Origin of the sequence: Nocardia sp. NPDC049190, assembly GCF_040648115.1 — a bacterium.
Taxonomy (GTDB): Bacteria; Actinomycetota; Actinomycetes; order Mycobacteriales; family Mycobacteriaceae; genus Nocardia.
Map to the genome: position 1 here is coordinate 138,526 of NZ_JBEZDE010000012.1, position 15,675 is coordinate 154,200.

The 15,675-nt window shown below is 65.5% G+C and carries 11 protein-coding genes; 6 read left to right on the plus strand and 5 right to left on the minus strand.

Translation table 11 applies throughout. The features are described 5' to 3' along the window. Positions 1-207: 207 nt before the first annotated feature. Complete coding sequence (locus tag AB0B25_RS13670; RefSeq protein ID WP_357178102.1) at positions 208-582, minus strand: PepSY domain-containing protein; 375 nt, start codon at positions 580-582, stop codon at positions 208-210. A 119-nt stretch (positions 583-701) separates the two neighbouring features. Here AB0B25_RS13670 and AB0B25_RS13675 point away from each other — a divergent pair, with 119 nt between their 5' ends. The 4 genes from AB0B25_RS13675 to AB0B25_RS13690 all read left to right on the plus strand — a co-directional run bounded on the left by AB0B25_RS13675 (position 702) and on the right by AB0B25_RS13690 (position 4,305). Continuing rightward, positions 702-1,379 carry a response regulator transcription factor gene (locus AB0B25_RS13675; protein ID WP_357178104.1) on the plus strand — a complete coding sequence of 226 codons (678 nt, stop codon included), beginning with the start codon at positions 702-704 and terminating at the stop codon, positions 1,377-1,379. Positions 1,380-1,416: 37 nt separating this feature from the next. Next, complete coding sequence (locus AB0B25_RS13680; protein ID WP_357178107.1) at positions 1,417-2,898, plus strand: HAMP domain-containing sensor histidine kinase; 1,482 nt, start codon at positions 1,417-1,419, stop codon at positions 2,896-2,898. A gap of 168 nt (positions 2,899-3,066) precedes the next feature. Continuing rightward, positions 3,067-3,375 (plus strand): hypothetical protein, encoded by a 309-nt coding sequence (locus AB0B25_RS13685; RefSeq protein ID WP_357178110.1) that lies wholly within the window; start codon positions 3,067-3,069, stop codon positions 3,373-3,375. A gap of 15 nt (positions 3,376-3,390) precedes the next feature. Then, the gene (locus tag AB0B25_RS13690) at positions 3,391-4,305 is read left to right on the plus strand and encodes an MBL fold metallo-hydrolase (protein WP_357178113.1); all 915 of its coding nucleotides are present in this window, start codon (positions 3,391-3,393) and stop codon (positions 4,303-4,305) included. 63 nt (positions 4,306-4,368) lie between these two features. On the opposite strand, the gene AB0B25_RS13695 is transcribed toward AB0B25_RS13690, so the two are convergent. Then, on the minus strand, positions 4,369-6,669 hold the full coding sequence (locus AB0B25_RS13695; protein ID WP_357178116.1) for a hypothetical protein: 2,301 nt from the start codon (positions 6,667-6,669) through the stop codon (positions 4,369-4,371). Positions 6,670-7,808: 1,139 nt separating this feature from the next. Here AB0B25_RS13695 and AB0B25_RS13700 point away from each other — a divergent pair. Next, a complete protein-coding gene (locus tag AB0B25_RS13700; protein ID WP_357178119.1) occupies positions 7,809-10,439 on the plus strand; it encodes an AAA family ATPase in 2,631 nt (876 codons plus the stop codon). Positions 10,440-10,454: 15 nt separating this feature from the next. Here the strand turns inward: AB0B25_RS13700 and AB0B25_RS13705 are convergent, their stop codons facing one another. Next, positions 10,455-11,462: a polysaccharide deacetylase family protein gene (locus tag AB0B25_RS13705; protein ID WP_357178122.1), complete on the minus strand. Its 1,008-nt coding sequence runs from the start codon at positions 11,460-11,462 to the stop codon at positions 10,455-10,457. Positions 11,463-11,625: 163 nt separating this feature from the next. Between AB0B25_RS13705 and AB0B25_RS13710 the strand changes: the two genes are divergently transcribed. Next, a complete protein-coding gene (locus AB0B25_RS13710; RefSeq protein ID WP_357178125.1) occupies positions 11,626-13,179 on the plus strand; it encodes a putative glycoside hydrolase in 1,554 nt (517 codons plus the stop codon). Positions 13,180-13,231: 52 nt separating this feature from the next. Here the strand turns inward: AB0B25_RS13710 and AB0B25_RS13715 are convergent, their stop codons facing one another. Continuing rightward, entirely contained in the window at positions 13,232-14,377 is a 1,146-nt protein-coding gene (locus tag AB0B25_RS13715; RefSeq protein WP_357178128.1) for an acyl-CoA dehydrogenase family protein, read from the minus strand. A 253-nt stretch (positions 14,378-14,630) separates the two neighbouring features. After that, entirely contained in the window at positions 14,631-15,533 is a 903-nt protein-coding gene (locus AB0B25_RS13720; protein WP_357178131.1) for a lysophospholipid acyltransferase family protein, read from the minus strand. Positions 15,534-15,675 lie beyond the last annotated feature (142 nt).

Below are 15,675 nucleotides of genomic sequence, written 5' to 3' on the forward strand. Positions count from 1 at the left end.
ACTCTTTGAGGCTACCCCCGCGCGGAGCACATGAGTGCGAAATCAGCTACGACACGGCAAACCGGAGACTCCGGTCGGTGACAGTCCCGTCACCGACCGGAGTCCAGGGTCTCGAGTAGCCGATGACCTCCTGCGGTGGTCTCGGCCGCACGGCGGCTCGACAATGCTGTCGGATCGGTTGGGGGCCTACCGACCCGCGCGGGGTGATCAGTCGTGGTTGACAGTGGAGAGCACCTTGCCGCTGCTCGCGTCGATGATCACTTCGTGCTCCACACCATCGGGGCTGGTGAGCTCGACCTCCCACACCGCGGTGCCGGCTTCCTTGTCGATCTCGGCGGACGTCACCCGGCCGCCCGGCACAGCGTCGACCGCTGTGTCGATGGCCTGCTGCCGGGTGACGGTCGAGTTCGCGACGAGCGACCAGTTCGATTCGGACGGCTCGAAAGAGACCGTGTTCCAGTAATTGCCGCCGGTCGCGAAGGCGGCGAGGGCGAGGCTCCCGCCGGCGACGACAACAGCGGCGGTAGCGCCGACAATCACCCAACGAAGACCGGCGAATGCGCGGCGGAGAACGGTAGTCATGGTGAAACCTCCTGCGGGAGTGCTGCTCTGGGATCGGTCACCACTGCGGCAAGGCGAAGCTGAAGCAGAGCTGAACCCGGCTGAAGCCCGTTTCAGCAACGGTCTGCCACGCTAGGTGGATGCGTCTGCTGATCGTGGAGGACGAGAAGCGCCTTGCTCTCGCCCTCGCAAAGGGGTTGTCCGCCGAGGGTTTTGCCGTGGACGTCGTCCACGACGGCGCCGAGGGGCTGCACCGTGCCACTACCACCGAATACGACCTGATCATTCTCGACATCATGCTGCCCGGCATGAACGGCTACCGCGTGTGTGCCACGCTGCGCGAGGAAGGCCACGAGACACCGGTGCTGATGTTGACCGCCAAGGACGGCGAATACGACGAGGCCGAAGGCTTGGACACCGGAGCCGATGACTACCTGAGCAAACCATTCTCCTATGTGGTGCTGCTCGCCCGCATCCGGGCCCTGCTTCGCCGCCGAACTCGCGGCGGCGCACAGGTTCTGCGGATCGGCGACCTGCTCGTCGATCCGAACACGCACACTTGCCGCCGCGGCACGCAGGAGGTGACGCTGACCGCGAAGGAATTCGCCGTTCTCGAGCACCTTGCCGTGCGCGCCGGCGAGGTCGTGTCGAAAGCCGATATCCTGCACCATGTCTGGGACTTCGCCTACGACGGGGATCCGAACATCGTCGAGGTGTACATCAGTACGCTGCGACGCAAGATCGACGCTCCGTTCGGGCGCCGATCCATCACCACCGTTCGCGGCGCGGGCTACCGGCTGGCGGCTGACCGTGGCTGACCGACCGCGTCGTAGGCGCTTGTTCTGGTGGCGATCGGTGCGGGCGCGCACCACCCTGGCGGCGACGGCGGTGGTCGCGGTGGCGCTGACCGCCGCCGGGCTGGCCGTGCTGGCGGTGTTGCGGCACAACCTGGTCGACAGTGCGAGTCTGCAAGCAGAGACGACGGCGCGCGAGGTGGCGACCAAGCTCGCCGCCGGCGCCGACCCTGCCCGATTGACGCTTCCCGACGACGACAGCCAGCCCGTGCAGGTCGTTTCGGTCGACCGGCGAGTCCTCGCGGCCGGCGACGGCGTGCGCGGGAAACCCCCCATGGCGGATTTCGGCCCGCACTCGAAGTCCCAGGAGGACGACGAGGACGAGCCCAGCGGGGACGACGAAGACGATGAAGACGATGAGGAAGACCAGGACGACGCCGAGGACGCCGAGGACGCCGAGGACGCCGAGACAGCCAATGGTCCCGCCTCCGCGTCGGCAGCCACCGACGAGGCCACCTTCGGCGACGTGCTGCTGACGGTCGACAGCGACGGACCCCAGCCGTACCGGGTGGCCGCCCTCGCGGCGACCACGCCGAACGGGCAGCCTGCCACGGTCTACGCCGGCGCCTCCCTGGAGACCGCCGACAGTGCCGTGGCGGACGCGCGACAGGCCATGCTGATCGGCCTGCCACCACTGCTCGTCGTGGTCGGCGCGGTGACCTGGCTGGTCACCCGGCGCGCCCTGCGTCCGGTGGAGGCGATCCGGTCCGAACTCGCCGAAATCATGGACGGCGATCTGTCCCGGCGCGTCCCGGAACCCGCCGCACGCGACGAAATTGCCAGGCTGGCGACCACCACCAACGCCACGCTCGCCGCTTTGGAGGCATCCGCGGAACGCCAGCGCCGCTTCATCGCCGACGCCGCACACGAACTCCGCAGTCCCATCGCCAGCCTGCGCACCCAACTCGAGGTCGCCCAAGCCCACCCGCAACTGCTCGAACTCGACGGGTTGATCGGGGACACCATACGACTGGAGCACCTCGCGGCCGACCTGCTGCTGCTGGCTCGGCTCGATGCGGGCGAGCAACCGCGCTCGGATCGCGTCGACCTGGTCACCCTGGTCGGCGACGAGCTGTCGCACCGTGCCGGCGACCGGATCGCGGTCGACACCGCGCTACCGGATGACGCGGTCGTAGTCACCGGCAGCCGAACCCAGCTGGCCCGGGTACTGGGCAACCTGGTCGACAACGCCCAACGGCACGCCGCCACCACCATTCGAGTCGGCCTGGAACACACCCTCGGCGACAAGGCGGTGCTGACCGTCGCCGACGACGGACCGGGGGTGCCCGACGCCGACCGGGATCGGATCTTCCAGCGGTTCGTCCGGCTCGACGACGCCCGCAGTCGCGACGACGGCGGCGCGGGGCTCGGCCTCGCCATCGTCCGAGACGTCGTGCAACGGCACGCGGGCGACATCCGCGCGACCGACGGCATCAACGGCGGCGCCTGCTTCGTCGTCACTCTGCCCACGGCCCACTCGTAGTGGGCTGTGGCCAGCTCGCGGCCAGGATCAGGCGGCGGGGATGTTTCACGTCGCCGCGCTGTGGTGCGCCGGAGCGGGCGTATCCGTCCTCGAGCAGCGCGCACCGCTCGTCGCTGCCCGAGGACGGATACGCCGAACACAACATCGGTGACTCGCCGGGCGCCGGGCGTGACGAACACGGTCGACTCGGCAATACTGGCGCACGAACTCCTGGCAGAACTTGATCTCGACAACGCTGACCTGCACGATCTTGTTCACTCGACGAGCTCGACGCTCGGGAAAACCTGTCATGCGGTCTATCTCACGGTCGACTCGAGCAACGAAATCCCGTCATCCCATAGGGATTCACTTCGACCGCTGCCGCTCTGTCTCGAGATGTCCAACGCCGGGAGAAATCAGGCTTCGCCCAACGGTGTCGGTACCGATAACCAGATCGGCGGCCACATCAGGCCGCCGACCCCGATCCCCACCACCTGATCAGGAGCGACAAACGTGAGCTCGGACAACACCGCACACCCCGGTGCACCGGGACCCGAGGAGTTGGTTCCGTCGCGCTACGCGCTGCGGGTCGGCGAAATCGACGTGCTGGTGATCAGCGATGGGGTGCTATCGCTGCCAGCCGCGACGTTGGCCACCAATGCCGACCCGGCTGTCCGGGTGGCCTGGCTCGACGACATGTTTCTGCCGCGGGACATGCTCGAATGGCCGCTGAATGTGGTCGTGGTGCGTAGCGGCGGCCGGACCGTACTCATCGACGCCGGGCTAGGGGTGGAGTACCCGGACTTCCCGCGGGCCGGGCGGTTGGCCATGCGACTGGAGGCCGCCGGCATCGATCCCGCGTCCGTGACCGATGTAGTGCTTACCCATATACATATGGACCACATCGGCGGGTTGCTCGCCGACGGGCTGAGGGGGCGGCTACGTCCGGACCTGCGTGTCCACCTGGCCGCCACCGAGGCCGAGTTCTGGACGTCACCGGATTTCTCCCGCACCTCTATGCCGCCGCGGGTGCCCGACGTGCTTCGATCGGTCGCCTTGCGGTTCTTGGACGACTACCGCAGCCAGCTACGGCCGTTCGAGGCGGAGTACGAGGTGGCGCCGGGGGTGGTCGTCTCGCGCACCGGCGGGCACACCCCCGGGCACAGCGTGGTCCGCCTGGCGTCCGGCGGGGACCGACTGACGTTCGCCGGTGATGCCGTGTTCCCGGTCGGGTTCGACCACCCCGACTGGTACAACGGCTTCGAACACGACCCCGAGGCGGCGGCCCGCGTCCGGGTCGGTCTTTTGCGCGAGCTGGCGGCGACCGGCGAGCCGCTGGTGGCCACTCACCTACCGTTCCCGTCCGTCGGCCGGGTGGCGGTCCGCGGCGACGTGTTTCGTTGGGTGCCCGCCTGGTGGGAATATTGACGGCTGTTGGCCGCCGGGCCTCCAGCGCGAAGTCGTGCGCCGTGGGATGCCGCCTCGACCGACTCAGTTCAACAGACTGCCGACTTCGCGCAGCGCCGAATTCCAGCCGGGCAGCGCCGAGTTGTTGATTCCCGGCGGCGCCAGCGAGTTCCACGGTGTTCTGGCAGCGCCGGCCGCCCATTGATCGGTGTCGGTCGCGGCTACGATCACGCGCCGGGCGTTGCGGAGCAGTTCGCCATCGGCCGGATCGGTCAGGACAGTGTCGACCTGCTCCAGGACGCGCTTCGCGTGCTCGTTTCCGATCCACTGCATCATGCGTCCCGCGTCGGCTTGGTCGATATTCGCCAGCATGCCGGTGGCCACTGTGAGATCGCCATTCGACAATTGCTGGAGTTGCTTGATCTTCGCCTGCGTGGGCGAGTCCATGTAGTCGCTGACGAACCTCCGTTGCGGCCCCGTTGCGGCCCCGCCGTCCAGGGTGACGCCACCGGGGTTGGCGCGTCGATAGCGGAACGCCGCCGCCTGCAACGTTGCCAGATCCGCGGCGGCTTCCTCGGACTCACCCTCTCCTCGAAGGAGGCGAAGTGACGAGTCCTGGGCGCGTTGCACCGCGGCGACCACATGGCCGAGGTGTTTGTCGGCGAGCGTCCAGTCGTCGCTGTTCGCATCGACGATCCCCCAGGAGCGAATCGCGTTGAACATGACCGTCTCGTCGGTGAATCCAGCCGCGGTGAGGGCGCCCCACGCATCGGACACTTTCCCACCGACGTCCTCCATGCCCTGCAGTGCCGCTGCCGCGCCTCGCACGGTGTTGACGCCGCCGGCCGCCCGGGCCGCCCGACGCGCGGCGTTACCGAACATCAACCGATTCATATACGACTGCGCGTAATGACCGTCGGATCCACCGAAGCCCGGCCGGCCCCACAGTCCCCACTGTGCCACCTGGGACGCTCGCTCGGTTCTGGCGAAAGGCCGCAGCGGCGAGCGTGTCCCACCCAAGAGCCATTCGGTCGCCGGTGAATTGCTGACGGTGCTGACGGCAGCAAGCCCGGCCAGCACCGATGCGCCGGGGAACGATTGCTTCGCCCCGATCGCCCCCATCCCCAGCGCGGTCCCACCACTCGAACCCCGCGCATTGCCGGCGCCCTGGATAACCAGGGCGAACCGATTGGCGAGCCATTCGTTCCCGCGGTCCAGACTGCGGCTGAGTCGCTTGAGCTGAAGGATCGCAATGACTTCCACGATCCCGCCGACGATGAACACCGCCATCACCTGGTCACCGGCCAGACGGAAGAGATCTCCCAGGAGCAGAACATAGATGCCGAGAAAAACGGTGAAGGCCGTCATCCGCGCGGCCGCGATGACCGAGTCCACCATATTTCGCACCAGAAAGGTCTGTGTCGGCCCGTAAACGAAACCACCCGCGGCGAACCCGAAGATCGACATCAGTCCGTGATAGATCGTGTCCAAGGCCGCCTTGATGACCTTGATGGCCAGTATCGCCGCGAAAGCGAGTAGCACCGTTCCCAATATCAGCAGCAACAGGCCGGTGCCCACCTGCTCGTAGCTGGGATTATCTATGGATTCGCCGGCGACGCTGTCCCCGCATGCACGTAGACCGCTCCTGACCCGCCCCTCACTGCCGGCGTTGATACCCGCCGTCCACGCTGCCCGACATGCCGGTTTGCCGTCGATGACATGTCCGAAGTTCCATACCTGCAGCGGGCGCCTGGCGAGGTTGTCGGCCAGCGTATTCTGCATGGTCGCCACCATGCCGGAGGGATCCGCGCTGTCGTTTCCGTCCAACCCCGCCGCCACCGAGATACCGAGATCGCGTCCCTGTATCAGCAATCCGTGCGACGACAACACGTCCGCCAACGGTTCGGCAAGGAACAGCGGCCCGAGCACCGCGACCGCCACCATCGTCACCACCTGGGTGGTCGCCTTGGCGTAGAAGCCTCGAGCGACGAACCAGGCGACGAAGAACGAACCGATCGCCGCCGCGGTCACCAACATGATCGGCGTCGCGATCTGCCCGGTCAGAGTGTGTGCCATACCGGTCAGCGCACTGGAGAACATATCCAGCCACCGAAAGCTCAACGCGTAACCGATCAACCAGATCGCGGTGGTCACAATGATTTTCCAGCCCGCGAACTCCAGACCCAGGATGGACGAAGTGACAGTGTTTCCCGGATTCAACACCCCGCCACGGTCGGTCGCGAAAATATAGCTTGAAAGTTGCACACCTGACGAATCCGCGATGCGCATCCAGCCGAGCGCACTGCTACTCGACGATCCGGCCGTCCTGGTGCCGGTCTCGGCAACCGCCACTGCGCCCAGGACACCCGGGAAGACGAACAGCACGAAAGAAGTCGAAATAATATATCCGGTCCAGCGGCGCAGACGCGACACTGCAATCCACTGGTGCCACCCTCGCGCAATAATGCGCGCTTGCCATCGGACCGGATCCCAACGTTCAGGTTTCCAGTTTTTCACAGCCACGTCCTGATTCGTTTTCCTCCCGGCACACGCCGAGGCACAGCGGGACGGGATGAGCATCGGATAGGCAACACTCAGGGCTGATCAACAGTCCCCGGAAACGCTTTCACACACTAACCCGATCTCGTTAACGACTACCGACCACACAGTGAACAACGCGGTGCGATGCGGCCGGAATATTTATACGGCCCGTCCCGGCTACGACCACTGGTGTTTACCTCGTGTTCGTCATCGCCCGCTGCGGCGACGGCGGACCGTTGCGCCCGAAACAACGACGCCGCCGGAGACAGCGGCGGCCGGTCGTGGCCCCTGCCGCTGCATACGTCGTGTGGCACACTCCGCCGTATTCTGTTGCGACAAAGGAGATCTCGGTCACAACGATTGCGAGCTCCAGGCACGGAGGACCGGCGAACCGCGGAGACCGCGCGAAGAGATCACCGGAGACGAGCGACGGGCGCCTTCTGGGCCGGATCTCGCAGTGCAATCAGATCGCCTGTCGCCCAGAGAGAATCAGCTTCGGGAACGGCGTCACATCCTCGCGGCTCGGCTATCGCCTCCCGCCTCCCGGTCGCGCTGCGATCCGCGGAACCCGTGTTCGACACGACAATTGAGATGCGGGACGAGCGCGCTCGTCTCGATGACCGAGCAGATTTCTCAGGCCTGAAATCGTCATCAATGGGTTCCGCCGCCCGAACGCCTTTCCGCGGGAGAATATCGCGACTGAGGGTGACGATCGATGCGAGGCGCGTCTCGGACGCCATCAACACCCACGGGTCGCCCGGCCCGCCGGCAAGATCGACGTCATCGGCTACCCGACATTGCTTTACCGGGACGATATGGAATGGCGGCACATGAACGGCTGAATTCACGCAATCAGGTTCTCGCTCCCCTTCAGGTCCCGCGAAACCATGCCACAACGCAGGGAGCACGCGGTTGGGCATCTGGTCTTCCAGGCAAAGAGCCGGGCTGTTGGTCCGGCAGCAAGGGGAATAAAGTGAACCATCATGTCGGTGACACAGCGGGAGCGAGCTGCCGGTGCGGCGGCGGTCGGTAATTTCGTCGGCCGTAAGCCGGAGCTGGACAAAATCGTCACCTTATTGCTGGGTTCCGTGCCGTTGGTCACGTTGATCGGTCCGGGCGGGATCGGGAAGACCCGACTCGCCGCCGAGGCTGTCCGCCGCTATCACAAGACCAGGCATGTCTCGGTGCACTGGGTGCGGTTGGCGCGGCTGGCGAAAGGTTCCGACGTCATGGCGGTCGAGGAGGAGATGGCCCAGTCGGTGGTCGACAAGGACTATTCCGGGAGATCGGCCTGGGCGACGCTGGTCGATACGCTGACCGAGACGGACGCGGTGGGACGGGCTGTGCAGAGTGTATTGGTCGTGGACAACTGCGAGCATGTGCTCGACAGTGCCGGTGACGTGATCGCCCGGTTACTCGAGGCGGTGCCCCGGTTGAGCATTTTGGCGACCAGTCGTGAGGCAATCAAGTGGGTTGACGAGCAACTGATCGAGGTTCCCCCGTTGTCCCGGCAACAGGCCTTGAATCTGTTTCGCGAGCGATCCGAACTCACCGGACATCCCGTCGTCGATCCTGATCAGATTGCCATGGCCGGGAAAATTTGTCGGCACATCCACCATCACCCGTTGTATGTCCGGTTGGCCGCTGCGCGGTTGGTTCGCCAACCGTTGGCGGTACTGCTTCACGAGTTGAGTGGCGCGGAAGACGATGACAGGCGAATGCGGTGGTCGCATGGACCACGCGCGGGAGCCGATCCGCGTCATCGGGGGGTGGTTGATGTCATCGCGTGGTCCTATGACCTGTGTCGGGACAAAGAGCGGCTGCTTTTGGACCGCATGTCGGTGTTCGCCGCCGGATATGATGCGAACCCCGAAGACGACGATGGCGATTCCGCGGTTGATGTGGGAGCCGATTTGGAGGCGATCGAGGTCGTCTGCTGCGACGACCCGAAAGACGATCACAAGACGATTCCCGCGGACGACGCCGATGTCGGTGTCGTGCTGGCTCGAGCGGAGATCGAAAATCTGCTCGAGCGACTGATCGATCAATCGTTGGTGTCGGTGCGCATCACTTCGACCACTACGCGTTATTTCCTGTTGGAAAGCCTTCGGCTGTTCGCTGCGCAACGACTTCGAGAACGCTCGACCGCTGAGATCGATGAACCGGCGCGGCTGGCCGAGCGGCATCACCGGTATTACCGTGACAAAATCGTGTATGCGGCGGCCAACTGGGTCGGCCCCGCAGAACAGGACTATCTGGACTGGGCTCGAGCAGCATGGGACAACACGCTGACCGCCATCGAGGGAAGCATCACCACTCCAGGTGAGGCCACCCTCGGGTTGGAGATCTGCGTCGGGCTGATGGCGCTGCGCTTGCCGTTCTTCCGCGGATCGTTCCGCGAAACCCGACGATGGACCGAACGCGCCCTGGCGGCGACCCGCTCGCTGGACCCGCAACCCACCGAACTCCAAATCCAGGCCATGGCGTGGACGGTATTCATCGCGCTGAGCCAGGGCCTGCCCGACGATGCCGAGCGACTGCTCGAGGAGTGCCTCCGAGCCAGCCTGCCGGACCTGGACGACAGACCGAACCGGCGACAACTCGCCGACACCGATATCGGCCTGCCCGCCTACGTCGAACTCGCCTTGGGCCTGGTACTCCTGGTTGAACATGGCGACGTCGGAGCGATCACGGTCCTGACTCGGGCGCGCGACAAGTTACTTCGCGCCGGCGATCTCGGCGCCGCGGTCACGACCGAGACATTCGCGGCGATGGCCGCGGGAATGCTCGGAACATCGCAAGAAGCTCATGAACTTGCCGCGCGCTGTCTGGACGACGCCGGCGCTTCCGGCCCGTCGTTGGCGAAAACGTGGGCGGACTTGGCTTTGGCGATCACCCTGACCAATCACGGCGACCCCGGCGAAGCGATGGATGTCGGACGCACCGCACTGGCACACCAACTCCGCACCCGGGATCAGTGGAGTGCGCTGTGGACGCTCCAATTTCGGATATGGTCCCTGGCCCGAATCATCACCGATTCGATCGAGGCCGGAAGCGCCGACCGCGATGGCCTGGTCGCACTCGCCACCGAAGCCGCTCAGCTGGCCGGCGGAGCCTCGACGTTACGAGCCAGGGTCGGCGTCGACATCCACAGTGGGCCTTTTGCGATGAAAAGCGCCGAGGCCCTCGCCATCGCCCGCGGAGTAATCGGGCCCGAGGCATTCGCGGCAGCCGAAACCCAAGGGGCGCTGCTTCGTCCCGAACTGGACGAAGTGCAACGGTTCGCGATGGGCACGCTGTCGATAGACAAGCGCTCGGGGGATCGCCTCGTCGGTGTGGGCGCTCGGTCGGTCTGGCGTCAGTTGACCGGCGCCGAGCAGGAAGTCGCCACATTGGCTGCGGCCAGGTGGACCAACAGCGCGATCGCCACGCGCCGCGAAAACTCCGTTCGGACCGTCGACGCGCACATGGCCTCGATCATGCAGAAGCTGATGATCACCTCACGCGACGACATCATCAGATTCGTGCCAGAGGACCGCATGGACCAGGTCCGAAAAGAAGCCACGCGCCGACCGAGCCGACGCAATCAACAACAACCCCGCCGACAACGATAGGAACGACCGAGGTCGTCAGTAAGGGTTGGCGCGTCCGGCCCAGCGCGGATTCAGATCACCCGCGAGGTGGCGGGGAAACGAGATTCGCTGCGGGTCACCATCGGAGGTGTAGCGGTGATCGGGATCCGCGGCGAGCCGGTCGAGCCAATAGGCGGAGTCGAAGGGCACCTCTGCGCGGCCGGAGCGGATGCGCGGCACCGCGCCAGGATCGATCGGACCGTACGGTGCCGGCGCGGGGTTCGCCCCGACCAGCAGCACGGCATCGAATACGTAGGAGGTGCCGTCCCAGGTTCCCTTGGCGGCCAGGGCATGGTCGGTCGGAAAGACACCCAGTGGCAATGCCATTGTGCGCACCGTGATCCCGGGAACGGCTGCGGTGATCGCGCGCAGGTTCTGCACCATCTCGCGCTGCACCGCCTCCGCACCCAGGCTCGCGAGATTGCGGTGGTCGGCTGTGTGAGCGCCTATTTCGCTCCCATGCGCGACCAGCCACGGCAAGGCTCGAGCATCACCGGCGAACGGCTGGTTGTTGACATAGAAAGTTGCGACGGGCGCGAAACCAGGATGGCCGGTGGCGAATTCCTGCAAGATCCCGACCGCGCAGTCGGGAGCTACCGCACCGTCATCGGTGAATCGGAGCTGGCTTGTGGTGGAGTCGTCGAAGGTGAGCAGCACCGCATGCGTTCCGGCGGGCAGGTCGATAACACCCGAGAGGTACTGCGTCATCGTCACTGGGCGGTAGCCCTCGCGGTACAGCCGATCCAGTTCGACACGGAACTCCTCCGGAGTCTGGTCGTACTCGCCGGCCGGATCCGAGGAAAGCTGGTGGTACATCAGGACCGGAACGAGCCCCAGTTCGTTGGCGGCAATCTCGGCCGGGCTGGGCGAAATCGACGGCGTGGACGGCAGCGACGTCTCTGTAATCGCCTGGGGCGCACTGGCATTCGGCCCATTACACGCGGTGAGCGCCGCACACAGCATCGCCACGGCGGTCCGAATCGCGAATGCCGGGTACCGCATCATGGCCCGGATGTTACGCGGCGACAACAGTTCCCGGTCGATCTTCGAAAACGCCGCTGAGCTACCGCACCCATCGCGGATAGTGATCACACGAAGGCAACGATGAAGGTTGGTGTGCGCGTTGTTCATACGAGTTCGGTCAGTCGGTCGACGACGGTTGGCGATCATGGCAGTCGGGGCGGTCCTGGCCATCCTGATCTCCTCGATGATCATCAATGCCGGACGCGCCCAACCGTCGGGGCTGCCGCTGCACGGACTTCCGCAACACCTGGTCAGCACGACCGCTCTCGCCACACTGGAATTGCGAGTGGACGCTCGCGGCCACGATCCGCACACCGTGCGACTGACGCTGGACGGCACGCCGGTCGATGGCGAGGTCGATGGCGATACTGTCGTGTATCGGCCGCGCGGCCTGCGCGACGGCACACACGCCTTCCTTGCGGTCATCCAGCCCGGTGGCCCGCTCGGATTCTTCCGGAAGGCGGTGGGGGCGTCAGCGACGTTCACCGTGGACACCGAACCGCCGAAACTGGACCTGGAGCAACCGAGAACCGCGACCTCCTACCAGGAGGCGGTAACAGTGCGTGGCAACACAATCGACGCTGAACAGGTATCCCTCGGCGGCCAGTCGGTTCGCCCGGACTCCAGCGGCAGGTTCGAGATCACGGTGCCGCGCGCCCCGGTGGGCGCCGATGTGGTCGCGGTGGATGCGGCAGGCAATGTGACGACCCGGATCGTGTCCGCCGGCGTCGATCTGCCTCGAACCAAGGCGGTCCATATGACCGCGTACGCATGGGCGTACGACCCGATGCGGGAAGCCGTGCTGGCGTTGGCGCGCCAAGGGCGCATCAATACCGTCGAACTCGACATCAAGGATGAGGACGGCATCGTCGGGTACGACTCGCAAGTCGTGCTGGCTCGGGAGTCCGGTGCGGTCGGCGCCATCTACGATGCCGGCGAAGCCATCCGACGATTGCACGACCTCGGTCTGAAGGTCGTGGGTCGGATCGTGGCGTTCCGCGATCCGACGATGGGCGCGTGGGCCTGGCGTACCGGCCGCCAGGATTGGGTTACCCAGAATCCGTCCGGACAGCCCTACTCCAGCGGATACGGGCCGATCGCGTTCACCAATTTCGCCCACCCAGAAATCCGCGAGTACAATATCGCCCTCGCGGTCGAGGCCGCCCGGCTCGGTTTCGACGGAATCATGTACGACTACGTCCGCCGCCCCGACGGCGACCTCTCGGGGATGCGTTTTCCCGGCCTGACCGACACTCCCAGTGCATCGATCGTCGAGTTCCTACGGCAGAGTCGCGATCCTGTGCACGACGCCGGCGCCCATCTCGGCGCCGCCGTCTTCGGCATCGCCGCCACCCGACCCGACCAGATCGCCCAGGACATACCGGCGATGGCGCGCAATGTCGATGTCGTGGCGCCGATGCTCTATCCCTCGCATTGGCATTCCGGTGAATACGGCGTGCCGAACCCGAATGCCCAGCCCTACGACATCATCATCCGTTCCCTGCAGGACTTCCGCGCCCGCACCGAGGGCACCGGTAGCCAGATCATGCCCTGGCTGCAGGACTTCAGCCTCGGCGTGCCTTATAACGACGCCGAGGTCAGGGCACAGGTCGACGCCACCCATGCGGCCGGGCTCGATAGCTTCTTCCTGTGGAGCCCCACGGTGAAATATCACGGCGGGGCCATCAATCCCGAATGAATACACGCGGGAATCTTGCGCCTGCCCGGCCATTCGTCGCAGGGGCCCGCGATCAGGACAGTTTCAGGCTGCGCCCGATGATCTCCTTCATGATCTCGGTGGTGCCGCCGTAGATGGTCTGCACACGGGCGTCCAGGTAGGCCTTGGCGATGGGGTATTCCTTCATGTACCCGTAGCCGCCGTGTAGTTGCAGACAGCGGTTGATCAACTCGAGTTGCTCTTCGGTGCTCCACCACTTGGCCATGGCAGCGTCCTCCGCGGTGAGTTTGCCCTCGTTGAGCAGTTCGATGAACGTGTCGACCATGAGGCGCACCGCGGTGGTCTTGGTGGCCAATTCGGCGAGCACGAAGCGGGTGTTCTGCAGGCCGCCGATCGGCTTGCCGAACGCCTTGCGGTCACGGACGTAGCGGATGGTCATGTCCAGGCACGATTCCATCGCCGCGGCCGCCATGACGGCGATGGACAAACGCTCCTGTGGCAAGTTGTGCATCAGGTGAATGAAGCCCATGCCCTCGGTACCGAGCAGGTTCCGGCCGGGCACGCGGACGTCGGTGAAGCGCAACTCGGCGGTGTCCTGTGCTTTCAGGCCGAGCTTGTCCAGGTTGCGGCCCCGTTCGAAGCCGGGCATGCCGCGCTCGACCACGAGCAGGCTGAAGCCCATCGAGCCTTTGTCCGGGTCGGTCTGCGCGACCACGATGACGAGGTCGGAATTGATGCCGTTGGTGATGAAGGTCTTGGCGCCGTTGAGAATCCAATCGTCACCGTCGCGCACCGCACGGGTCTTGATGCCCTGTAGGTCCGAACCGGTTCCCGGTTCGGTCATCGCGATCGCGGTGATGATCTCGCCGGAGCAGAAGCCGGGCAGCCAGCGCTGCTTCTGCTCCTCGTCGGCCAGGGCCATCAGATAGGGGGCGATCACATCGTTGTGCAGCGCGAAGCCCAGCCCGGAGTACTGCCCACGCACCGACTCTTCGACGATGATGGCGTTGTAGCGAAAGTCCTCCACCCCGCCGCCGCCGTACTCCTCCGGCATGGCCATGCCGAGAAAGCCCTGTTTGCCCGCCTCGAGCCAGACCGCACGGTCGACGATGCCCTGGTCCTCCCACGTGGCGTGGTACGGCGCGACGTGCTGTGCGAGAAACTTGCGGAACGACTCCCGAAACAGCTCGTGTTCCGGTTCGAACAATGTGCGCTCCACACCGACCTCCTAGTGACCACACCAGCCGGTCCACACCGACCGTCGTTGCTACATACGGTACCCGGAAGCAGAATCTAGGTTTACTTTTAGGCCACGAACTGCCTCCCACCTGGACCGGCAGCGCAGTTTCAGATCGCCGATCGAGATTTTCGGCAAACGCGCACGGAAATCTGACCGCGGCTACCGATAGCCGTACAGACATCGGGCCGGCTATCGAACCCGACCCCGCCGGAGCTGACGCCGTCCGGAGCGGTCAGATGTTCAGCCGGCCACGTATCCGACCGACCAAGGTGCGCCCTTGATCCCGCTCGCGTGCGGCGAACAGGAAGTTCATCTCCTCCCGCAGCGCTTTGTACACCACGTCGCGCAATTCCGTGGCGGCCGCGTGCATGTCCTCGGCGGCACGCCACGGCGCCGGATCGATCAGTGCGCCCGCCGCGAAGTAGAAGCGCTCCGGGCGCGGAATGAGGGTGGGGCCGACCCCGCGGAGGAGCGGAGGGGTGAGATCGCGACGGAGGCCGACAGCTTCGACGGACCAGCGCAGCGGGCGCAGGATCGGATGGTCGCCGTCGAGAACGATGTCGTAGGCATCATCGACGCCGATCATGGCGACCGGGACGATCGGGGCGTTCGCCTCGATGGCCATCCGCGCAAAGCCGCTGCGGCCCTCCCATTTCAGCAGGTACTTCTCATTCTTTCGGCGCACTGCCTCGCGACCACCGCCGGGAAAGACCATGACAGCCTCGCCGCGGCGGAGCAGGGCCAGACAGTTCCCCCGGGTCCCCCGAACCGCACCGCAGTAGTGCAGGACATGACGCAGGACGGGAACGTTGATCAGTACATTCTCGGCCAGGCCGCGGATCAGACGGCCGCGCCGGCGCAGCACCTCCGGCAACAGCAGCGGGGCATCGATGCCGCCCATCAGAGTGTGGTTGCCGACCAATAACACCGGACCGTCGGCGGGAATGTTCTCCAGACCGTAGAACCGCGGGCTCGTCCACGCGCGCAGCGGTGCGAGCAGGGTCTCGATCACCCGTATATCGGTCTCGCTCAGCGAAACCGACAGTGGCGCACCGTCACTGAGCAGCGGATGGGCTGCGCCAGAGCCGGAATGCCGATCATCGGAACCGGCGAAGCCCGGGCGGTCTTCCGACATGTACCCTCCTGATGTCGATCGCCGACGATAGCGTAGCGAAATCGACTGTGTCGCCGCGGATGTGCGATCAGCGCGACACGTCACCCGGACTCCGACAGGCGGCCGACCGTCAGTGGCAGACCAGGATAACGGCACGACACGC

What these genes read in the sequence shown, in the direction of transcription:
- AB0B25_RS13675 (WP_357178104.1), top strand. Translation starts at nt 702, where the DNA reads ATGCGTCTGCTGATCGTGGAGGACGAGAAGCGCCTTGCTCTCGCCCTC.
- AB0B25_RS13710 (WP_357178125.1), top strand. Translation starts at nt 11,626, where the DNA reads ATGGCAGTCGGGGCGGTCCTGGCCATCCTGATCTCCTCGATGATCATC.
- AB0B25_RS13720 (WP_357178131.1), bottom strand. Translation starts at nt 15,533, where the DNA reads ATGTCGGAAGACCGCCCGGGCTTCGCCGGTTCCGATGATCGGCATTCC.
- AB0B25_RS13705 (WP_357178122.1), bottom strand. Translation starts at nt 11,462, where the DNA reads ATGATGCGGTACCCGGCATTCGCGATTCGGACCGCCGTGGCGATGCTG.
- AB0B25_RS13700 (WP_357178119.1), top strand. Translation starts at nt 7,809, where the DNA reads ATGTCGGTGACACAGCGGGAGCGAGCTGCCGGTGCGGCGGCGGTCGGT.
- AB0B25_RS13670 (WP_357178102.1), bottom strand. Translation starts at nt 582, where the DNA reads ATGACTACCGTTCTCCGCCGCGCATTCGCCGGTCTTCGTTGGGTGATT.